This window comes from Streptomyces sp. 11x1 (assembly GCF_032598905.1).
In the GTDB taxonomy this organism is placed as follows: Bacteria; Actinomycetota; Actinomycetes; order Streptomycetales; family Streptomycetaceae; genus Streptomyces.
Genome location: NZ_CP122458.1, coordinates 5660812 through 5675473 on the forward strand (window position 1 = coordinate 5660812; position 14662 = coordinate 5675473).

Consider the following 14662-nt stretch of genomic DNA (forward strand, 5'->3'; position numbering starts at 1 on the left):
CTATGGTGAATCCATGGCAGACAGTACGACCATCCAGGTCTCCAAGCAGGCCCGTGATCACCTCGCCCAGGTCGCCAAGGAGCGCGGCATGACCCTCGGCCAGCTGATCGAGCAGCTGGCCTCGGAACAGCCGACGGCGGAACAGATCGCGGAGCGGGTCGCCGCCACCCGCAAGGTCCTGCGTGAGCGCATGGGCTGCACGCTCACCGACGAGGAGTTCGACAACGGGCCCGACGTCCTGGCCAACATCTACGCCATGGCTGCGGAGAAGATGCACTCCGGCCGCCAGGCGACGCGCTCCGACCGGGGGCGCGCCGCGTGATCGTTCTCGACACGGACGCGGCCCTCGCGCTCGCTCGTGGCCACGAAGCCCTGCACCGGCTCGTCGACAACGTCGCGCACACCCCCGGTGACTGGTTGCACATCCCCTCGCTGTGCCTCATGCGGGCAGAGGAGAAGGACGAGGGCGTCGGGCGGGCACTGCTCGCGCTGCCGGGCATCCAAGTGGACTCACTCGGGCAGACAGCCGCTGTCACGGTGGGCGGGATGGTCCGTGACGGATGGGGCGGGGCCGATACCTGCCACGCTCTCTACGTCGCCACACCACACCTGGAGACGGGTGGCATGTCCATCATCCTGACCGGGCGCGAGGACGACTACCCGCCGGGCGTACTCGCCATCGACATCGACTCCCCAGGGATGCTCGGCTGCCACTGAGGTCATCCCCTGACCCCTGATCCCCTACGGCGTCCCCGGTACCTCCGGCGGAGCCGTCGGCGCGCCCGGCAGTCGTACCGTGGCCAGCGTGCCGCCGCCGTCCGCGCGGGACAGGGACACCTCGCCGCCCGCCTGCTCCACCGTCCGCGCCACGATGGAGAGGCCCAGGCCGGATCCCGGCAGTGAACGTGCCGACGGGGAGCGCCAGAAGCGGTCGAAGACGTGGGGGAGTTCGTCGGCCGGGATACCGGGGCCGTGGTCGCGGACCGTGAGGACGCCCGCGTCGAGGGAGACCTCGATCGTGCCGCCCTCGGGGCTGAACTTCACCGCGTTGTCGAGGATGTTGACTATGGCCCGCTCCAGCGCGGACGGTTCGGAGCGGACGTACCAGGGGTTCAGGTCCGCCGTGATCGTCAGCTCGGGGCCGCGCAGGCGGGCCCGGCGCAGGGCCGCCTCCACCGTCTCCTGGAAGTCGACGACCTGGAGGTGCCGGCCGCCCTGCTGACCCGATTCCGAGCGGGACAGCTCCTGCAAGTCACCTATCAGCGAGGCGAGTTCGGTCATCTGGGCCGTCACCGAGGCGAGCAGGGCCTTGCGGTCCTCCGCCGGGATCGGGCGGCCCGTCTCCTCGCTGCGGGTGAGGAGTTCGATGTTCGTACGGAGGGAGGTCAGCGGGGTGCGGAGCTCATGGCCCGCGTCGGCGATCAGTTGTCGCTGCAGGTCGCGGGAGCTCGCCAGCGCGCTCGTCATCGAGTTGAAGGAACGGGAGAGACGGGCGACCTCGTCCTCGCTCTCCTCCTCCACGGGGATGCGGATGCTGAGGTCCTCGGTGCGCGCCACGTGCTCGACCGCCTCGGTGAGCTTGTCGACGGGGCGCAGGCCCGCACGGGCCACGGCGAGTCCGGCCGCGCCGGCACCGACGACTCCGATGCCGGAGACGACGAGGAGCAGCAGCGCCAGCTCGTTGAGCGTGGACTGGGTGCCCTTGAGGGGGAGGGCCACGACGTAGGCCGTGCCCGGCATCACGTACTGTCCGTCGCCGTCGTCGATGACGAGTGCCGTGGCCAGTACACGCACCGGGTTGCCCTCGCTGTCGGTGCCGTTGCGGATCGTGCCGCGCTTGATCCTGGGGTTCGCGGCCACTTCCTTGTCGCTCTCGGCGACGTTCACCACGCCCGTGGAGTTGGGGAAGACACACGTCGTGCCGTCCGTGGTCACCACCTGGGAGTAGCCCTTGTTCTTCGGCCCCCAGAAGGACTGCGACGGCGCCTCGGGGCAGGCGGTGAGGACGTCGTCCTGCACGATCTGCTCGGGCAGCGCTCGGCTGACCATGGCCTCCAGGTCGTTGCTGACCTCCTTGTACAGCTTGCCCTGGACGATGAACCAGCACGTCACCGACACCGCCGCCACCGCGAAGGCCACCGCCGCCGCGACCAGCATCGACAGCCGGGCCCGGATGGGCAGGGAGCGATAGCGGCTCAGGAGCCTCTTCACTCCGCGCCGCCCTGTCGCAGTACGTACCCCACGCCCCGCACGGTGTGGACGAGCCGCGGCTCGCCGCCCGCCTCGGTCTTGCGGCGCAGGTACATGACGTACACGTCGAGGGAGTTGGAGGACGGCTCGAAGTCGAAGCCCCAGACGGCCTTCAGGATCTGCTCGCGGGTGAGGACCTGGCGCGGGTGCGCCATGAACATCTCCAGGAGCGTGAACTCCGTGCGGGTCAGCTCCACCGGCCGCCCGCCCCGGGTGACCTCCCGCGTCGCCAGATCCATCCGCAGGTCCGCGAAGGTGAGCGCCTCGTCCACCTCGGCGCTCTGGGCGACGGCTGCCGCGTAGGAGCTGCGGCGCATCAACGCGCGGACCCGGGCGAAGAGTTCGTCCAGCTCGAACGGCTTGACCAGGTAGTCGTCCGCGCCGGCGTCGAGGCCCGTGACGCGGTCGCCGACCGTGTCGCGGGCGGTGAGCATCAGGATCGGGGTCGTGTCGCCCGCGCCGCGGATCCGGCGGGCGGCGGTCAGCCCGTCCATGCGCGGCATCTGTACGTCGAGGATCACCAGGTCCGGCCGGTACGCGGTCGCCTTCTCCAGCGCGTCGGCGCCGTCGACGGCGACCTCGGTGTCGTAGCCCTCGAAGGCGAGGCTGCGCTTGAGCGCGTCACGTACCGCCGGCTCGTCGTCGACGATGAGGATGCGCTGGGGTTCGGGGGCGCGGGCGCCTTCGGCGGAGCTCATGTGGTCTTCGTTCCTCGGAAGCGGTGGATTGCGGGGCCGGGGCGCCGTGGGGGTTCTCGTGCGTTGCCTGGTGCGGGTCCGGTGGGGTTTCTCGCGCAGTTCCCCGCGCCCCTGATGGGGCGCGCGGTTTCGCCCTAGCCTTGCACGTCCCCTGGCCGCGCAGTAGGCCGTACCGGATCAGCCGCGAACCGTACGTCGGCGCGGGCGCGCGGCCGTGGTGCGACGGGCCGGGGCATGGGTGGCCGCCACCTCGGGGGCCCGCGTCACCGCCGGGTGCAGTTCGGCCGCCACCGCGAGGGCGAGGCCCAGCCCGGCCGGGTCGCCGGCGGTTGCGACGGTGTGGGAGACCTGCGTGATCATGTCGAACTCCTTGGGCTCAGCGGGACGGAGGGGACGGAGGGGACGGAGGGGACGACCTGCTCGGAGGGAAAAGATCTGCTCGGAGGGAAGAGACCTGGTCGGAGCGTCGGACCTCAGTCCGAGCGTCGGGCTTCAGTCCGACCCGCCCGCCCGCAGCGTGCTCAGGTCGGCCTTGACCGTGTCGATCGGGATGGCGAAGCCGAGGCCGACGCTGCCGGCGCTGGAGGAGGTGGCGTCCGCGGCGGAGTACATCGCGGAGTTGATCCCGATGATGTTGCCGTTCATGTCGATGAGGGCGCCGCCGGAGTTCCCGGGGTTGAGGGAGGCGTCGGTCTGGAGCGCCTTGTACGTGGTGGTCGAGGAGCCGGTGTCGCCGTTGAACTGCCGGCCGCCGAACTCGAACGGCCACTGCCCGCCGCCACCGCCCTGCTGCTGACCCTGGCTCTCGTCCGTCGAGACCGTGACGTCACGGTCGAGCGCGGAGACGATGCCGCTGGTCACGGTGCCCGTCAGACCCTCGGGAGAACCGATCGCCACGACCTGGTCGCCGACCTTGACCCCGGCGGAGTCGCCCAGCGTGGCGGCCTTCAGCCCGGAGGCGTCCCGGAGCTTGATGAGGGCGAGGTCCTTCTTGCTGTCGGTGCCGACGACCTCGGCCGTGTAGGACTTGCCGTTGCTGGTCGTCACCTTGATCTGGGAGGCGCCGGAGATCACGTGGTTGTTGGTGACGATCTCACCGTCGCTGGTGATGATCACACCGGAACCGGTGGACTCACCCGCGTTCGAGGTGGCGTTGATCTCCACGATGCTCGGGCTGACCGCCGAGGCGACCCCGGAGACCGTGCCCTTCTGGCTGGTCGGCACCACGCTGGTGCTGGTGGAGCTGGAGGCCACGGTGCCCGTGTCGGTCAGCTCCTGGATGCCGTACGCCGTACCGCCGCCGATCGCCGCCGCGACGAACGCCACGGCCGCGAGCAGTGCGATGGGGCCCCGGGTACGCCTTCGGGACGTGGGCGCGGAGGACACCGGCTCGGTGAGGAGCGCGGTGGGGGCGGCCTGCGCCGAGGCCGCGGTCGCGGTCCCCGGGTCGTACGCCGGCGGGGGCGGCCACTCCGGGTTCACGGGGTTCGCCGGGTTCACCGGGGCGGAGGCGTGCTGCTGCCCCTGGTACGGGTTCTGCTGACCCTCGTACGGGTTCTCGTACTCGCCGCTGCGGCGGAAGCTCTCGGTCATGACTCAGAGCCTGCCGCCCGACCATGAGACCTTCCTGAGTGCTCCCTGAGAACCCCGGCAGAACCTCGTTCGCCCCATATAAAGGCGCGGGGGCCCGCCCGCAAGGGAAACAGAGGGCGGCCGACGGTCATGCCACGGAACGTGTCTCCGCCGCGCGGGCCCGATCAGCCACGACGCACCCGCGTCCGACCTCGCACCCCAACCCCTACGGCGCTCTCCGCAAGCCCGGCGGAGCTACTCGCACCCGCACGACCGTCGAGCGACCAGCTTCGACGGGAACAGCTTCACCCGCTCGCCCCGGGACCCGGCCACCCGGATGCCGTCGTCCAGCACCAGGTCCACCGCGGCTCGGGCCATGCCCGTACGGTCCGTCGCGATCGTCGTCAGCGGCGGGTCCGTCAGCGCCGCCTCCTTGACGTCGTCGAACCCGGCCACGGCCAGCTCGTTCGGCACCTCGATGCGCAGCTCGCGCGCGGCCCGCAGCACCCCGATCGCCTGGTCGTCGGTGGAGCAGAAGATCGCCGGGGGCCGGGCCGGGCCCGACAGCAGCTCCAGCGCCACCCGGTACGCGTCGTAGCGGTTGTAGGGCGCCTGGAACAGCCGCCCCTCCGTGGAGATCCCCGCCTCGTCCATCGCCCGCCGCCAGCCCTCGACATGGTCGGAGACGGGGTCGCCGACCAGCGGGGTCTCGGCGAGGCCACCCATACAGGCGACGTACGCGTACCCGTGGGAGAGCAGATGGTCGACGGCGAGCTTCGCGCCGCCGATGTCGTCGGTCACCACGGCCACGTCGTCGATCGCCTCGGGCCGCTCGTGCAGCAGCACGACCCGCGCGTCCCACGCGTCTATCTCGGCGGCGGCGTTGTCGTTGAGGGCGTGGCTGACGAGGATCAGCCCGGAGACGCGCATCCCGAGGAACGCCCGCAGATAGTGGACCTCGCGCTCGGCGACGTAGTCGGTGTTGCCGACGAGCACCATCTTCCCGCGCTCGGCGGCGGCCTGCTCCACGGCGTGCGTCATCTCACCGAAGAAGGGCTGGCGCGCGTCCGGCACGATCATGCCTATGAGATCGGTACGCCGGGAGGCCATCGCCTGGGCGACTCGGTCCGGGCGGTACCCCAGCTCCTTGATGGCGGCGAGGACACGCTCGCGCGTGGCCGGTGCGACCGGCCGGGGTCCGTTGTTGATGACGTAGCTGACGACGGCGGTCGATGTTCCCGCCAGTCTTGCCACGTCATCCCGAGTCACCTTGGCCACGCGCGGAGTCTACGCGGATGGACCGCCCCTGGGCAGGGCGTACGCCGGCGCACCTGTGAGTTACCTGTGCGTACGCCGCCCGGGGTGTCCGTCACTACGCCTCGGCCGGGATCTCCACGGCGTCCAGGGGCGCCGTCTCGTCCGCATCCGCCGCCTTTGAGGGGGCGGCCTTGACCTTCGCCTCGTCGCCGACGCGCTCCGCCTTCTCAGGCGTAACGAATCGATAACCGACGTTCCGGACGGTTCCGATCAGCGACTCGTGCTCGGGGCCGAGCTTGGCGCGCAGCCGCCGTACGTGCACGTCGACCGTCCGCGTACCGCCGAAGTAGTCGTAGCCCCAGACCTCCTGGAGCAGCTGTGCGCGGGTGAAGACGCGGCCCGGGTGCTGGGCGAGGTACTTGAGGAGCTCGAACTCCTTGAAGGTGAGGTCGAGGACGCGCCCCTTGAGCTTGGCGCTGTAGGTCGCCTCGTCCACCGAGAGGTCGCCGTTGCGGATCTCCATGGGGGAGTCGTCGTTGACGATCTGCTGCCTGCCCATGGCCAGCCGCAGGCGCGCCTCGACCTCGGCCGGGCCGGCCGTGTCGAGGAGCACGTCGTCGATGCCCCAGTCGGCGGTGACGGCGGCGAGACCGCCCTCGGTCACGACGAGGATGAGGGGGCAGCCGGGCCCGGTGGAGCGCAGCAGCTGACACAGGCTGCGGACCTGCGGCAGGTCACGGCGCCCGTCGATGAGGATGACGTCGGCACCGGGGGTGTCGACGAGAGCGGGGCCTTCCGCCGGGGCCACGCGCACGTTGTGCAGCAGCAGGCCGAGGGCCGGAAGCACCTCCGTGGAAGGCTGGAGGGCGTTGGTCAGGAGCAGCAGAGAACTCATACGTCTGGTTCCTCCTCGGTCCCTGCGAGGACGCGTGTGGCGGGCGCTCGTACAGCTGCGGTCACCTGGCGTTTTTCCGCTCGTATACAAGCTTGCCTAAAGCACGAAAGGACCCGGGGGCGACATTGCCCGAGTCCTCTGTCCAGCAGAATAGCCCACATGAGTGCTGGTCCGGCAGGCCATGTGACGCGATCTTTCGACATTCCGAACTCTGAGACGGCCGATCGAACCCTTTCGGGGCCGCCGCGAACCCCTTTGCGCAGGTTTCTACGGACTGACGACGGGGTGAATATCGAGGCCGTATACGATCCAAAATCCGTTGTATACAACGGCCCGGAAGACACCGGAACTCCACCTTCCGGCCACCTGGCCGACCGCTGCGGCGACCGCTTCGACCGCGCCGACCACCCGGAGGACCGGGCCGGCGGCCGCCCCCTCGCCCTCGTCGTCGCGCACGGCTTCACGGGGGACGCGGATCGTCCGTATGTTCGAAGAGTGGTGGAGGCGTTCGCCCGCCACGCCTCCGTCGTCACCTTCTCCTTCCGGGGCCACGGAAGATCCGGCGGCCGTTCCACGGTCGGCGACCGCGAGGTGCTCGACCTCGCGGCGGCGGTCCGCTGGGCCCGTGAACTCGGCCACACACGCGTCGCCACCGTCGGCTTCTCCATGGGCGGCTCGGTCGTCCTGCGCCACGCGGCCCACCCCGACGCGGGCACCGACGCCGTCGTCTCGGTCAGCGCCCCCGCCCGCTGGTACTACCGGGGCACGGCACCCATGCGCCGGGTCCACTGGCTCATCACCCGCCCTGAGGGCCGCCTCCTCGGCCGCTACGGCTTCCGCACCCGTATCCACCACCGCGACTGGGACCCCGTTCCCCTCTCCCCGGTGGAATCCGTGCCCCTCATCGCCCCGACCCCCCTGCTGATAGTCCACGGCGACCGCGACGGCTATTTCCCGCTCGACCACCCGGAGATGCTGGCCGCGGCGGCGGGCGACGACGGTGAACTCTGGCTGGAACGGGGCATGGGCCACGCGGAGAACGCGGCGAGCCCGGAATTGCTGGGGAGGATCGGCGAGTGGGTGGTGAAGGGGGTCGCGGTCAGGGGCGTAGCCTGACCCCGTCACGACTCATACAAGAGGAAAGCAGATGCCAAAGGGCACCGTCCGCTACTGGGCCGCAGCCAAGTCCGCAGCCGGCGTCGCCGAGGAGCCCTACGACGCGGCCACCCTCGCGGACGCCCTGGATGCGGCCCGCGACCGCCACCCCGGCGAACTCGTCCGCGTGCTGCGGCGCTGCTCGTTCCTCGTCGACGGAAACCCCGTGGGTACCCGTGCGCATGAGACGGTACGTCTGGCCGAGGGCGGCACGGTCGAGGTGCTCCCGCCGTTCGCAGGAGGGTGACCCCCACATCATGAGCAACCAGCCGTACGGGTACGAGGGCCACCAGGGGCAGCAGGGTCACCAGGGCCAGCAGGGGCACCAGGGTTACGAGGCGTACCAGCAGCCGCATGCGCATCCCCACGCGCAGCCGCAGCCGCAGTCGCACTGGCAGGGGTACGACGAGAGCCAGGGCGCCCACGCACAGCAGTACACCCAGCAGTGGGAGGGCCAGACCTGGGAGACCCAGATCCAGCCCCAGACCCCTCCCGACGCCGCCAACCTGACGGAGACGGCGTACCTGCCCCAGCAGTCGGCCGCCCCGAGCGGGCAGTACGGCGGCGGCCAGTACGCCCCTCAGGCCCAGGCGCAACACCGTGCCCAGGTCCCCCATGCCCAGGCCCAACACCGACACCAGCCTCAGGCGGAGCCCCGGGGGCAGGCCGGTCCGGAGGTCGGTGCGGAACCCGCGGCCGGTTACGGTCCGCCCACCCTCACCGGCAACGCCCGGATCACCGACGCCCAGCGGGCGCGGGCCGAGGGCCGGTCGCCGATCATCGAGCCCGGGATGCAGCCGGCGCTGATCACGGCCGTCCTGGGTCTGCTGCTGGCCGGGGCCGCCGCGGTGGGGGAGTTCGCCCTCGCCGTACCCCTCGTCGTCCTCCAGGCCGTGACCGCGGCGGGCTGGTTCCGGCTGAACGGCATGTGGCCGGCCCGGCAGGGCATCGTGCTGGCCTTCGCGGGCGCCCTCGCTGCGGACGCGGCCCTCTTCGCGGCCGGCCGGGAGCACGCGCCCGCCGCGATCCTCGGGACGCTCGGTGTGTGGGTGCTGCTCGGCATCGTGCTGGGGCTGCGCAGCCACGCGGACCCGGACGAGCGGATGTACGGACTGATGGCGACGGTGGCCTCGTCGGCACTGGCGATCATCGCGACCGGCTATCTGGCGGCCGTGGCGGACGCGGTGACGGTGGGTGGGGTCGCGGTCGCGGTGGCCGTCCTGGCGCGGGCGTTGCCGCTGCCGACGCCGGCCTCGGTGGTGGTGTCGCTGCTGGCGGCGGCGGGGGCGGGGATCGCGGTCGGGAGTGCGACCGGGTTGGGGGCGGCTGGGGCGTTGCTCGGGGGTGGGGCCGCGTTGTGTGCGCTCATCGGCCACCGGGTCGCCAGCTATGACTACCCCTCCCGTTTCGTGCACTTCACCGCGGGTGTGGCCCTGCCGCTGACGGCGGCGGCCCCGGCGGTCTATCTGCTGGGCCGCGCCCTCGTCTGACCCGGCGTTTTTTCGCCCCCGCCGCCCCTACCCGTTCCCGTCCCCAGGGGCTGCGCCCCTTCGACCCGCTCGGTCGTCGGTCGTCCGCGGGCCCGGTGGGGCTTCTCGCGCAGTTCCCCGCGCCCCTATCAGGGGCGCGGGGAACTGCGCGAACGGGGTCCGGGGCGGAGCCCCGAGTCTTTGACGCGGGTCGAAGGGGCGCGCAGCCCCTGGGGACGGGACGGGTAGGGGCGGCGGGGGCGAGGAAAGCCGGGAGGCGCGCCGGGGGCTCCTGTCACAGGTGATCAACAACGCGCACGAACCCACCCCTCCCCGACAGCCCCACGATTACCCTCGGGTAGAACGGCCACCGGCCCGCGGCCGTCAAGCGGACAACGTGGGGAACACCGAGACATGCGCGCACTGCGAATACTTGTCATCGTCGCCGTGATCCTGGGCGGCCTCTTCGTCGCCGCGGACCGCCTGGCCGTCGGTTTCGCCGAGGACGAGGCGGCCCAGCAGCTGAAGGCCAGTGAGGGCCTGACGACCACCCCGGACGTGTCCATCAAGGGCTTCCCCTTCCTCACCCAGGTCGCGGGCGGCGAACTCGACGACGTCGAGGTCGGCATCGAGAACGTCGAGGCGAGCACCGGCAAGCCCGGCGAGAGCATCCGCATCGCCGACCTGCAGGCGAACATGCGCGGCGTCGCCTTCTCCAGCGACTACAGCTCCGCCACGGCCGACAGCGCCACCGGCACCGCGACCATCGGATACGACGAACTCCTCAAGGCCGCCAAGTCGGAGCCCACCGACGTCGGCCTCGGCTTCACCGCCCGCGTCGTCGGCCTCTCCGACGGCGGCAAGGGCAAGATCAAGGTCAACGTCGAGATCGACCCGCCTGCCCTCGCCCCCCAGACCGTCTCCGTCCTCAGCACCGTCAGCGTCAAGGGCGACAAGGTCGAGGTGCAGGCCGACTCCCTGCCCAGCCTGGGCGGCGCCGACCTCGCCGAGAACGTCGTCCGTTCCATCACCGACTTCCAACAGGCCATCGACGACCTCCCCGGCGGCATCAAGCTCGACAAGGTCGAGGCCGCGCCGGACGGCGTGGAGATCACGGTGAAGGGTTCGAACGTCAAGCTGGCGGGGTAGGACGAGGATCGGCTCATCCCCGGCAGCCTGCGGCGGGACGCGCTTGTCGGCGGCGTCCGCGGCCGCGTCCGAAAGGCGAGACGCCGCCGTCCGTACCGTAGATGTGACGACGGCTACAGGGGCCGGTCGCCCCGTCACCGCAGCCCCGACAGTCACTTCATCCCACATTCCGGACGATCGCGTCTCAGAATACGACATGCCGGTGACACGCCCGCCTGTCCGTCCCTACGATCGACACTCATGAAGCGACAGGCGGATCTCACGAAGCGGCGGGCAGTAGACCTGTGCCGCGTCGCCGCCATGCTCTGTCGCACCTTCTGAGCGACGGAATCTGCCGCCGCGTTCCCCGATGCCCGCCCTGTTCCAGCCAGGGCCCACCCCTGCGCGCCCCCGGCCGAACCGCCGGAGGCACCCGCACACCGCCGCAACTGCCCCGGAGGAGAAAGAGCATGAGCCGCAGCGACGTCCTGGTCGACGCCGACTGGGTCGAGGCCAACCTCGACGACCCGAACATCGCCATCGTCGAGGTCGACGAGGACACCACCGCGTACGAGAAGAACCACATCAAGAACGCGATCCGGATCGACTGGACCAAGGACCTCCAGGACCCGGTCCGCCGTGACTTCGTCGACCAGGAGGGCTTCGAGAAGCTCCTGTCGGAGAAGGGCATCGGCAACGACACCCTCGTCGTCCTCTACGGCGGCAACAACAACTGGTTCGCGTCCTACGCCTACTGGTACTTCAAGCTGTACGGCCACGAGAACGTCAAGCTGCTCGACGGTGGCCGCAAGAAGTGGGAGCTCGACGCCCGCGAGCTGACCGACGAGGTGCCGGTGCGCCCCGCCACCGAGTACAAGGCCAAGCCGCAGAACACCGCGATCCGCGCCTTCCGTGACGACGTCGTCGCCGCGATCGGCTCGCAGAACCTGGTCGACGTGCGCTCGCCCGACGAGTTCTCCGGCAAGCTGCTCGCCCCGGCCCACCTGCCGCAGGAGCAGTCGCAGCGTCCGGGCCACGTCCCGTCCGCCCGCAACATCCCGTGGTCGAAGAACGCCAACGACGACGGCACCTTCAAGTCGGACGACGAGCTCAAGGAGCTCTACGCCGAGGAGCAGGTGGACCTGGCGAAGGACACCATCGCCTACTGCCGCATCGGTGAGCGTTCCGCGCTGACCTGGTTCGTCCTGCACGAGCTGCTCGGTGTCGAGAACGTCAAGAACTACGACGGCTCCTGGACCGAGTACGGCAGCCTCGTCGGCGTCCCGATCGAGCTCGGCGCCAACAAGTAAGCACCACCAGCACCACCAGCACCACCAGCGGTACCCGCACACCCCCGTTCGTCCCGACCGGCCTTCCTTCCGGTCAGACCCCTTATGGAGAAAGACATGTGTGGAGCGAAGGCCGGCGGCCCGGACGCCTCGACGATCAAGCCCGGTGAGACCACGATCCAGGGTCAGGTGACCCGCGACGGCGAGCCGGTGACGGGCTACGTCCGTCTGCTGGACTCGACCGGCGAGTTCACGGCGGAGGTGCCGACCTCCGCGACGGGCCAGTTCCGCTTCTACGCGGCCGAGGGCACCTGGACCGTCCGCGCGCTGGTCCCCGGCGGCACCGCCGACCGGACCGTCGTCGTCGCCGAGAAGGGCGGCCTGGCGGAGGTCGCGATCGCCGTCTGAGACGGTCTCGCCGAACAGGCGAAACGGCCATCAGGCGAACAGACCAACAGTTGAGGGCCGCACTTCCCGGAGTGCGGCCCTCAGCCGTGCGCGGACCTACGCTGGAGACATGTACGCGCGCAGGCGCCACCAGTACTTCGCCATGATGGGCACGTGCCTGGCCCTCTTCGTCCTGGCCTGGGGCGTCGTACGCCTCTGGTCGGTCCCGGTGGCGGTCGGCATGTGCGTGGTCGCCATGGTCATCCCGCCGCTCGCCGCCGTCGTCGCCAACCGGCGCGGCCCCGACGACCGCTGGTGGGACGATCCCTCCGGCGACCCGAAGTCCGACGAGTGGTGGGACGAACTGGACGGCAAGAGACGCCGACAGTGATGCCGACCGAGATCCGGGCCCGGTCGACGAGCGCCCTCAGTAGACGAGCGCCTGGGTGTCGTCCGCCATGGCCTCCTGCACGAACACCTGGGCGCCGGCGATCCGTACGCCCTCGATGACGTCCTTCTCGGTGATGTCCCGGCGAGCGGCGCACTGGGTGCACAGGGTGATCCGGCCGCCCGCGAGCAGCGAGTCGATCAGATCGGGCAGCGGAGCGGCGTGCGGCAGCTCGAACTCGGCGGCGCGGCCGGGCAGCGCGAACCACGCGGACTCGCCGGTCAGCCACAGGGACACCTCGACGCCGCTGGCGACGGCCACGGCCGCCACCGTGAACGCCTGCGAGCACCGCTCAGGGGCATCGGCCCCCGCCGTCACCTTGATCACGAGCTTCTTCGCCATGGGGCGAATGGTAGTCCGAATCGTGATCATCCTCGGTGCAACCCGATGGGTGGTCCATGGGTCCCCTGCGCGCGGATATGGAGTCCGCGCTTCGCGTTCTGTGGGGGAGTGCCTTGGAAGTGCCGGAAGACGCCCTCTGCCGCCCTGCCCCGCCGTGACCGTCGGGTCCTGCGGGCCCTGCTCCGGTGGACCGCCGCCGTTGTCGTCTTCGCCTCGGTGGGGACGGCCACGGCGTACGGGATCGCCGCGGCCGAGCGCACGGACGTACCCGGTCTGGCCACGGAGTCGGACGGGCGCTGGGTCTTCCCCCGGCTCGTCAGGCCGCCGCTGCCGTCCGGAAGCCCGGAGCCGTTCGCCGAGGACAACCCGGCCGGAGCCCATCACGCCGATCTGCGCGCCCTCGTCCTGCCGGCGCCCGAGGGGGCGAAGGAGGACAAGGCGCTGCGGGGCTCGGACGGCTGGCTGCCGGTGAAGGAGTATCTGGCGGAGTTCGAGGCGGAGGACCGCGAGGAACTGGGACAGAAACTCGTCGACACCGGCCTGCGGCACATCGCCGCCCGGGGCTGGACCACCCCGGACGGCACCCGGACGCGGGTCTACCTGCTCCGGTTCAACACGACGAACGTCGTGGACGCCGAGCTGGCGAGCCACGCCCCTGGCCCACGTCAGCCCGACCTACCGGGTACGCGGTGCGGGCGAGGTGGAGTACGACGAGGACTTCCCGGAGGAGGCCGCCGTGACGGGGACCGCCCGGACCGCCTATGCCGAGGCGAAGCCGTACGGCGCCGAGCAGGTCCGCCAGGCCTACGTCTCGGCGGGGGACGTGTACGCGGTGATCCTGCAGTCCCGCGAGGCGGGGGCTCCGGCGGTCCCCTTCTGGCAGACCGTGGTCCTGCAGAGCCAGCTGCTGGGCTGACGGCCCCCGGGAGGCAAGGACCGACCTCACGCCGGAGCCCGGACCCCAGCCGCGTAAGCTGGGGTCCGGCCCTGTGTGCGTACCGCACGTCTCCCGCTCAATCGAGGAGCACCTCGTGATCATCTTCTTCGAGATCCTGCTGGTTCTGGTCGCCGTCGGCGTTCTCGCCTTCACCGGCCTGGCAGTGAAGAAGCTGTACCAGGGCCAGCGCTGACCCGCGTCCGACCGACGCCCAGGACCTCCAGGACTCCCAGGAACCGCCACTCATGATCGAGATCCCGTCCGACCTCCACAAGGACCTTGTCCCCCTCGCCTTCCTGCTCGGCGACTGGGCCGGCGCGGGCGTCCATGACTTCCCCGGCTCAGAGAAGTGCAACTTCGGCCAGGAGGTCACCTTCACGCACGACGGCCGGGACTTCCTGGAGTACCGCTCCCACACCTGGGTGCTGGACAAGGACGGCAACAAGGTCCGTCCGCTGGAGACCGAGTCCGGGTTCTGGCGGGTGGACGCCGACCGCAAGGTCGAGATCGTCATGACCCGTGACGACGGTGTCGTCGAGGTCTGGTACGGCGAGCTGGCCAAGCAGAAGCCGCAGATCGACCTGGTCACGGACGCGGTCGCCCGCACGGCGGCCTCCGGCCCCTACAGCGGCGGCAAGCGGCTCTACGGCTATGTGAACAGCGACCTGATGTGGGTCGGCGAGAAGGCCACCCCCGACGTCGAGCTGCGCCCCTACATGTCCGCGCACCTGAAGAAGGTCGTCACCCCCGAGGACGTCGAACGCTGGGCCAAGGCCCTCCCGGACGACATGCCGGACGACGGCATCGCGTTCTTCAAGTAGTTCTAGACTCGTGG

18 protein-coding genes are annotated in these 14662 nt (G+C 70.6%); 11 read left to right on the forward strand and 7 right to left on the reverse strand.

Going from position 1 to position 14662, the window contains the following annotated elements:
• Positions 1-13 precede the first annotated feature (13 nt).
• Both P8T65_RS24835 and P8T65_RS24840 read left to right on the forward strand, forming a co-directional pair.
• On the forward strand, positions 14-322 hold the full coding sequence (locus P8T65_RS24835) for a hypothetical protein (RefSeq protein ID WP_316727474.1): 309 nt from the start codon (positions 14-16) through the stop codon (positions 320-322).
• Positions 319-717, forward strand: a complete 399-nt coding sequence (locus tag P8T65_RS24840) for a hypothetical protein (RefSeq protein WP_316727475.1) — start codon at positions 319-321, stop codon at positions 715-717. Before P8T65_RS24835 ends, P8T65_RS24840 begins: the two co-directional genes overlap by 4 nt.
• Before the next feature lie 24 nt (positions 718-741).
• Here P8T65_RS24840 and P8T65_RS24845 read toward each other — a convergent pair whose 3' ends face one another.
• From P8T65_RS24845 to P8T65_RS24870, 6 genes are all read right to left on the reverse strand, one after another.
• Positions 742-2211: a HAMP domain-containing sensor histidine kinase gene (locus P8T65_RS24845; protein ID WP_316727476.1), complete on the reverse strand. Its 1470-nt coding sequence runs from the start codon at positions 2209-2211 to the stop codon at positions 742-744.
• A complete protein-coding gene (locus P8T65_RS24850; RefSeq protein WP_230222064.1) occupies positions 2208-2948 on the reverse strand; it encodes a response regulator transcription factor in 741 nt (246 codons plus the stop codon). The genes P8T65_RS24845 and P8T65_RS24850 overlap by 4 nt, the downstream gene beginning before the upstream one ends.
• Positions 2949-3125: 177 nt before the next feature.
• Positions 3126-3308, reverse strand: coding sequence for a hypothetical protein (locus P8T65_RS24855; RefSeq protein WP_316727477.1), 183 nt, complete (start codon positions 3306-3308; stop codon positions 3126-3128).
• Between the two features lie 132 nt (positions 3309-3440).
• Positions 3441-4541 (reverse strand): trypsin-like peptidase domain-containing protein, encoded by a 1101-nt coding sequence (locus P8T65_RS24860; protein ID WP_316727478.1) that lies wholly within the window; start codon positions 4539-4541, stop codon positions 3441-3443.
• 234 nt (positions 4542-4775) lie between these two features.
• The gene (locus P8T65_RS24865) at positions 4776-5798 is read right to left on the reverse strand and encodes a LacI family DNA-binding transcriptional regulator (RefSeq protein WP_316727479.1); all 1023 of its coding nucleotides are present in this window, start codon (positions 5796-5798) and stop codon (positions 4776-4778) included.
• Between the two features lie 94 nt (positions 5799-5892).
• Positions 5893-6672, reverse strand: a complete 780-nt coding sequence (locus tag P8T65_RS24870; RefSeq protein ID WP_316727480.1) for a response regulator transcription factor — start codon at positions 6670-6672, stop codon at positions 5893-5895.
• Between the two features lie 159 nt (positions 6673-6831).
• On the opposite strand from P8T65_RS24870, the gene P8T65_RS24875 reads away from it, so the two are divergent.
• The 7 genes from P8T65_RS24875 (at position 6832) to P8T65_RS24905 (ending at position 12491) form a co-directional block, all read left to right on the forward strand.
• Positions 6832-7788 carry an alpha/beta fold hydrolase gene (locus P8T65_RS24875; protein WP_316727481.1) on the forward strand — a complete coding sequence of 319 codons (957 nt, stop codon included), beginning with the start codon at positions 6832-6834 and terminating at the stop codon, positions 7786-7788.
• A 31-nt stretch (positions 7789-7819) separates the two neighbouring features.
• Positions 7820-8074, forward strand: a complete 255-nt coding sequence (locus P8T65_RS24880; RefSeq protein ID WP_184892340.1) for a MoaD/ThiS family protein — start codon at positions 7820-7822, stop codon at positions 8072-8074.
• Positions 8075-8084: 10 nt separating this feature from the next.
• Entirely contained in the window at positions 8085-9317 is a 1233-nt protein-coding gene (locus P8T65_RS24885; protein WP_316727482.1) for a hypothetical protein, read from the forward strand.
• A gap of 393 nt (positions 9318-9710) precedes the next feature.
• Positions 9711-10445 (forward strand): DUF2993 domain-containing protein, encoded by a 735-nt coding sequence (locus tag P8T65_RS24890; RefSeq protein WP_316727483.1) that lies wholly within the window; start codon positions 9711-9713, stop codon positions 10443-10445.
• Between the two features lie 449 nt (positions 10446-10894).
• Positions 10895-11734, forward strand: a complete 840-nt coding sequence (locus P8T65_RS24895; RefSeq protein WP_184892347.1) for a sulfurtransferase — start codon at positions 10895-10897, stop codon at positions 11732-11734.
• Positions 11735-11830: 96 nt separating this feature from the next.
• Positions 11831-12121: a DUF1416 domain-containing protein gene (locus P8T65_RS24900; RefSeq protein ID WP_184892349.1), complete on the forward strand. Its 291-nt coding sequence runs from the start codon at positions 11831-11833 to the stop codon at positions 12119-12121.
• A gap of 109 nt (positions 12122-12230) precedes the next feature.
• Positions 12231-12491 carry a DUF3099 domain-containing protein gene (locus tag P8T65_RS24905; protein ID WP_184892351.1) on the forward strand — a complete coding sequence of 87 codons (261 nt, stop codon included), beginning with the start codon at positions 12231-12233 and terminating at the stop codon, positions 12489-12491.
• Positions 12492-12527: 36 nt separating this feature from the next.
• Here P8T65_RS24905 and P8T65_RS24910 read toward each other — a convergent pair whose 3' ends face one another.
• Positions 12528-12890 carry a DsrE family protein gene (locus P8T65_RS24910; RefSeq protein ID WP_184892353.1) on the reverse strand — a complete coding sequence of 121 codons (363 nt, stop codon included), beginning with the start codon at positions 12888-12890 and terminating at the stop codon, positions 12528-12530.
• Between the two features lie 700 nt (positions 12891-13590).
• On the opposite strand from P8T65_RS24910, the gene P8T65_RS24915 reads away from it, so the two are divergent.
• Together P8T65_RS24915 and P8T65_RS24920 are read left to right on the forward strand one after the other, a co-directional pair.
• A complete protein-coding gene (locus P8T65_RS24915; protein WP_316727484.1) occupies positions 13591-13806 on the forward strand; it encodes a hypothetical protein in 216 nt (71 codons plus the stop codon).
• 266 nt (positions 13807-14072) lie between these two features.
• The gene (locus tag P8T65_RS24920; protein WP_045555944.1) at positions 14073-14648 is read left to right on the forward strand and encodes an FABP family protein; all 576 of its coding nucleotides are present in this window, start codon (positions 14073-14075) and stop codon (positions 14646-14648) included.
• Positions 14649-14662: the final 14 nt, after the last annotated feature.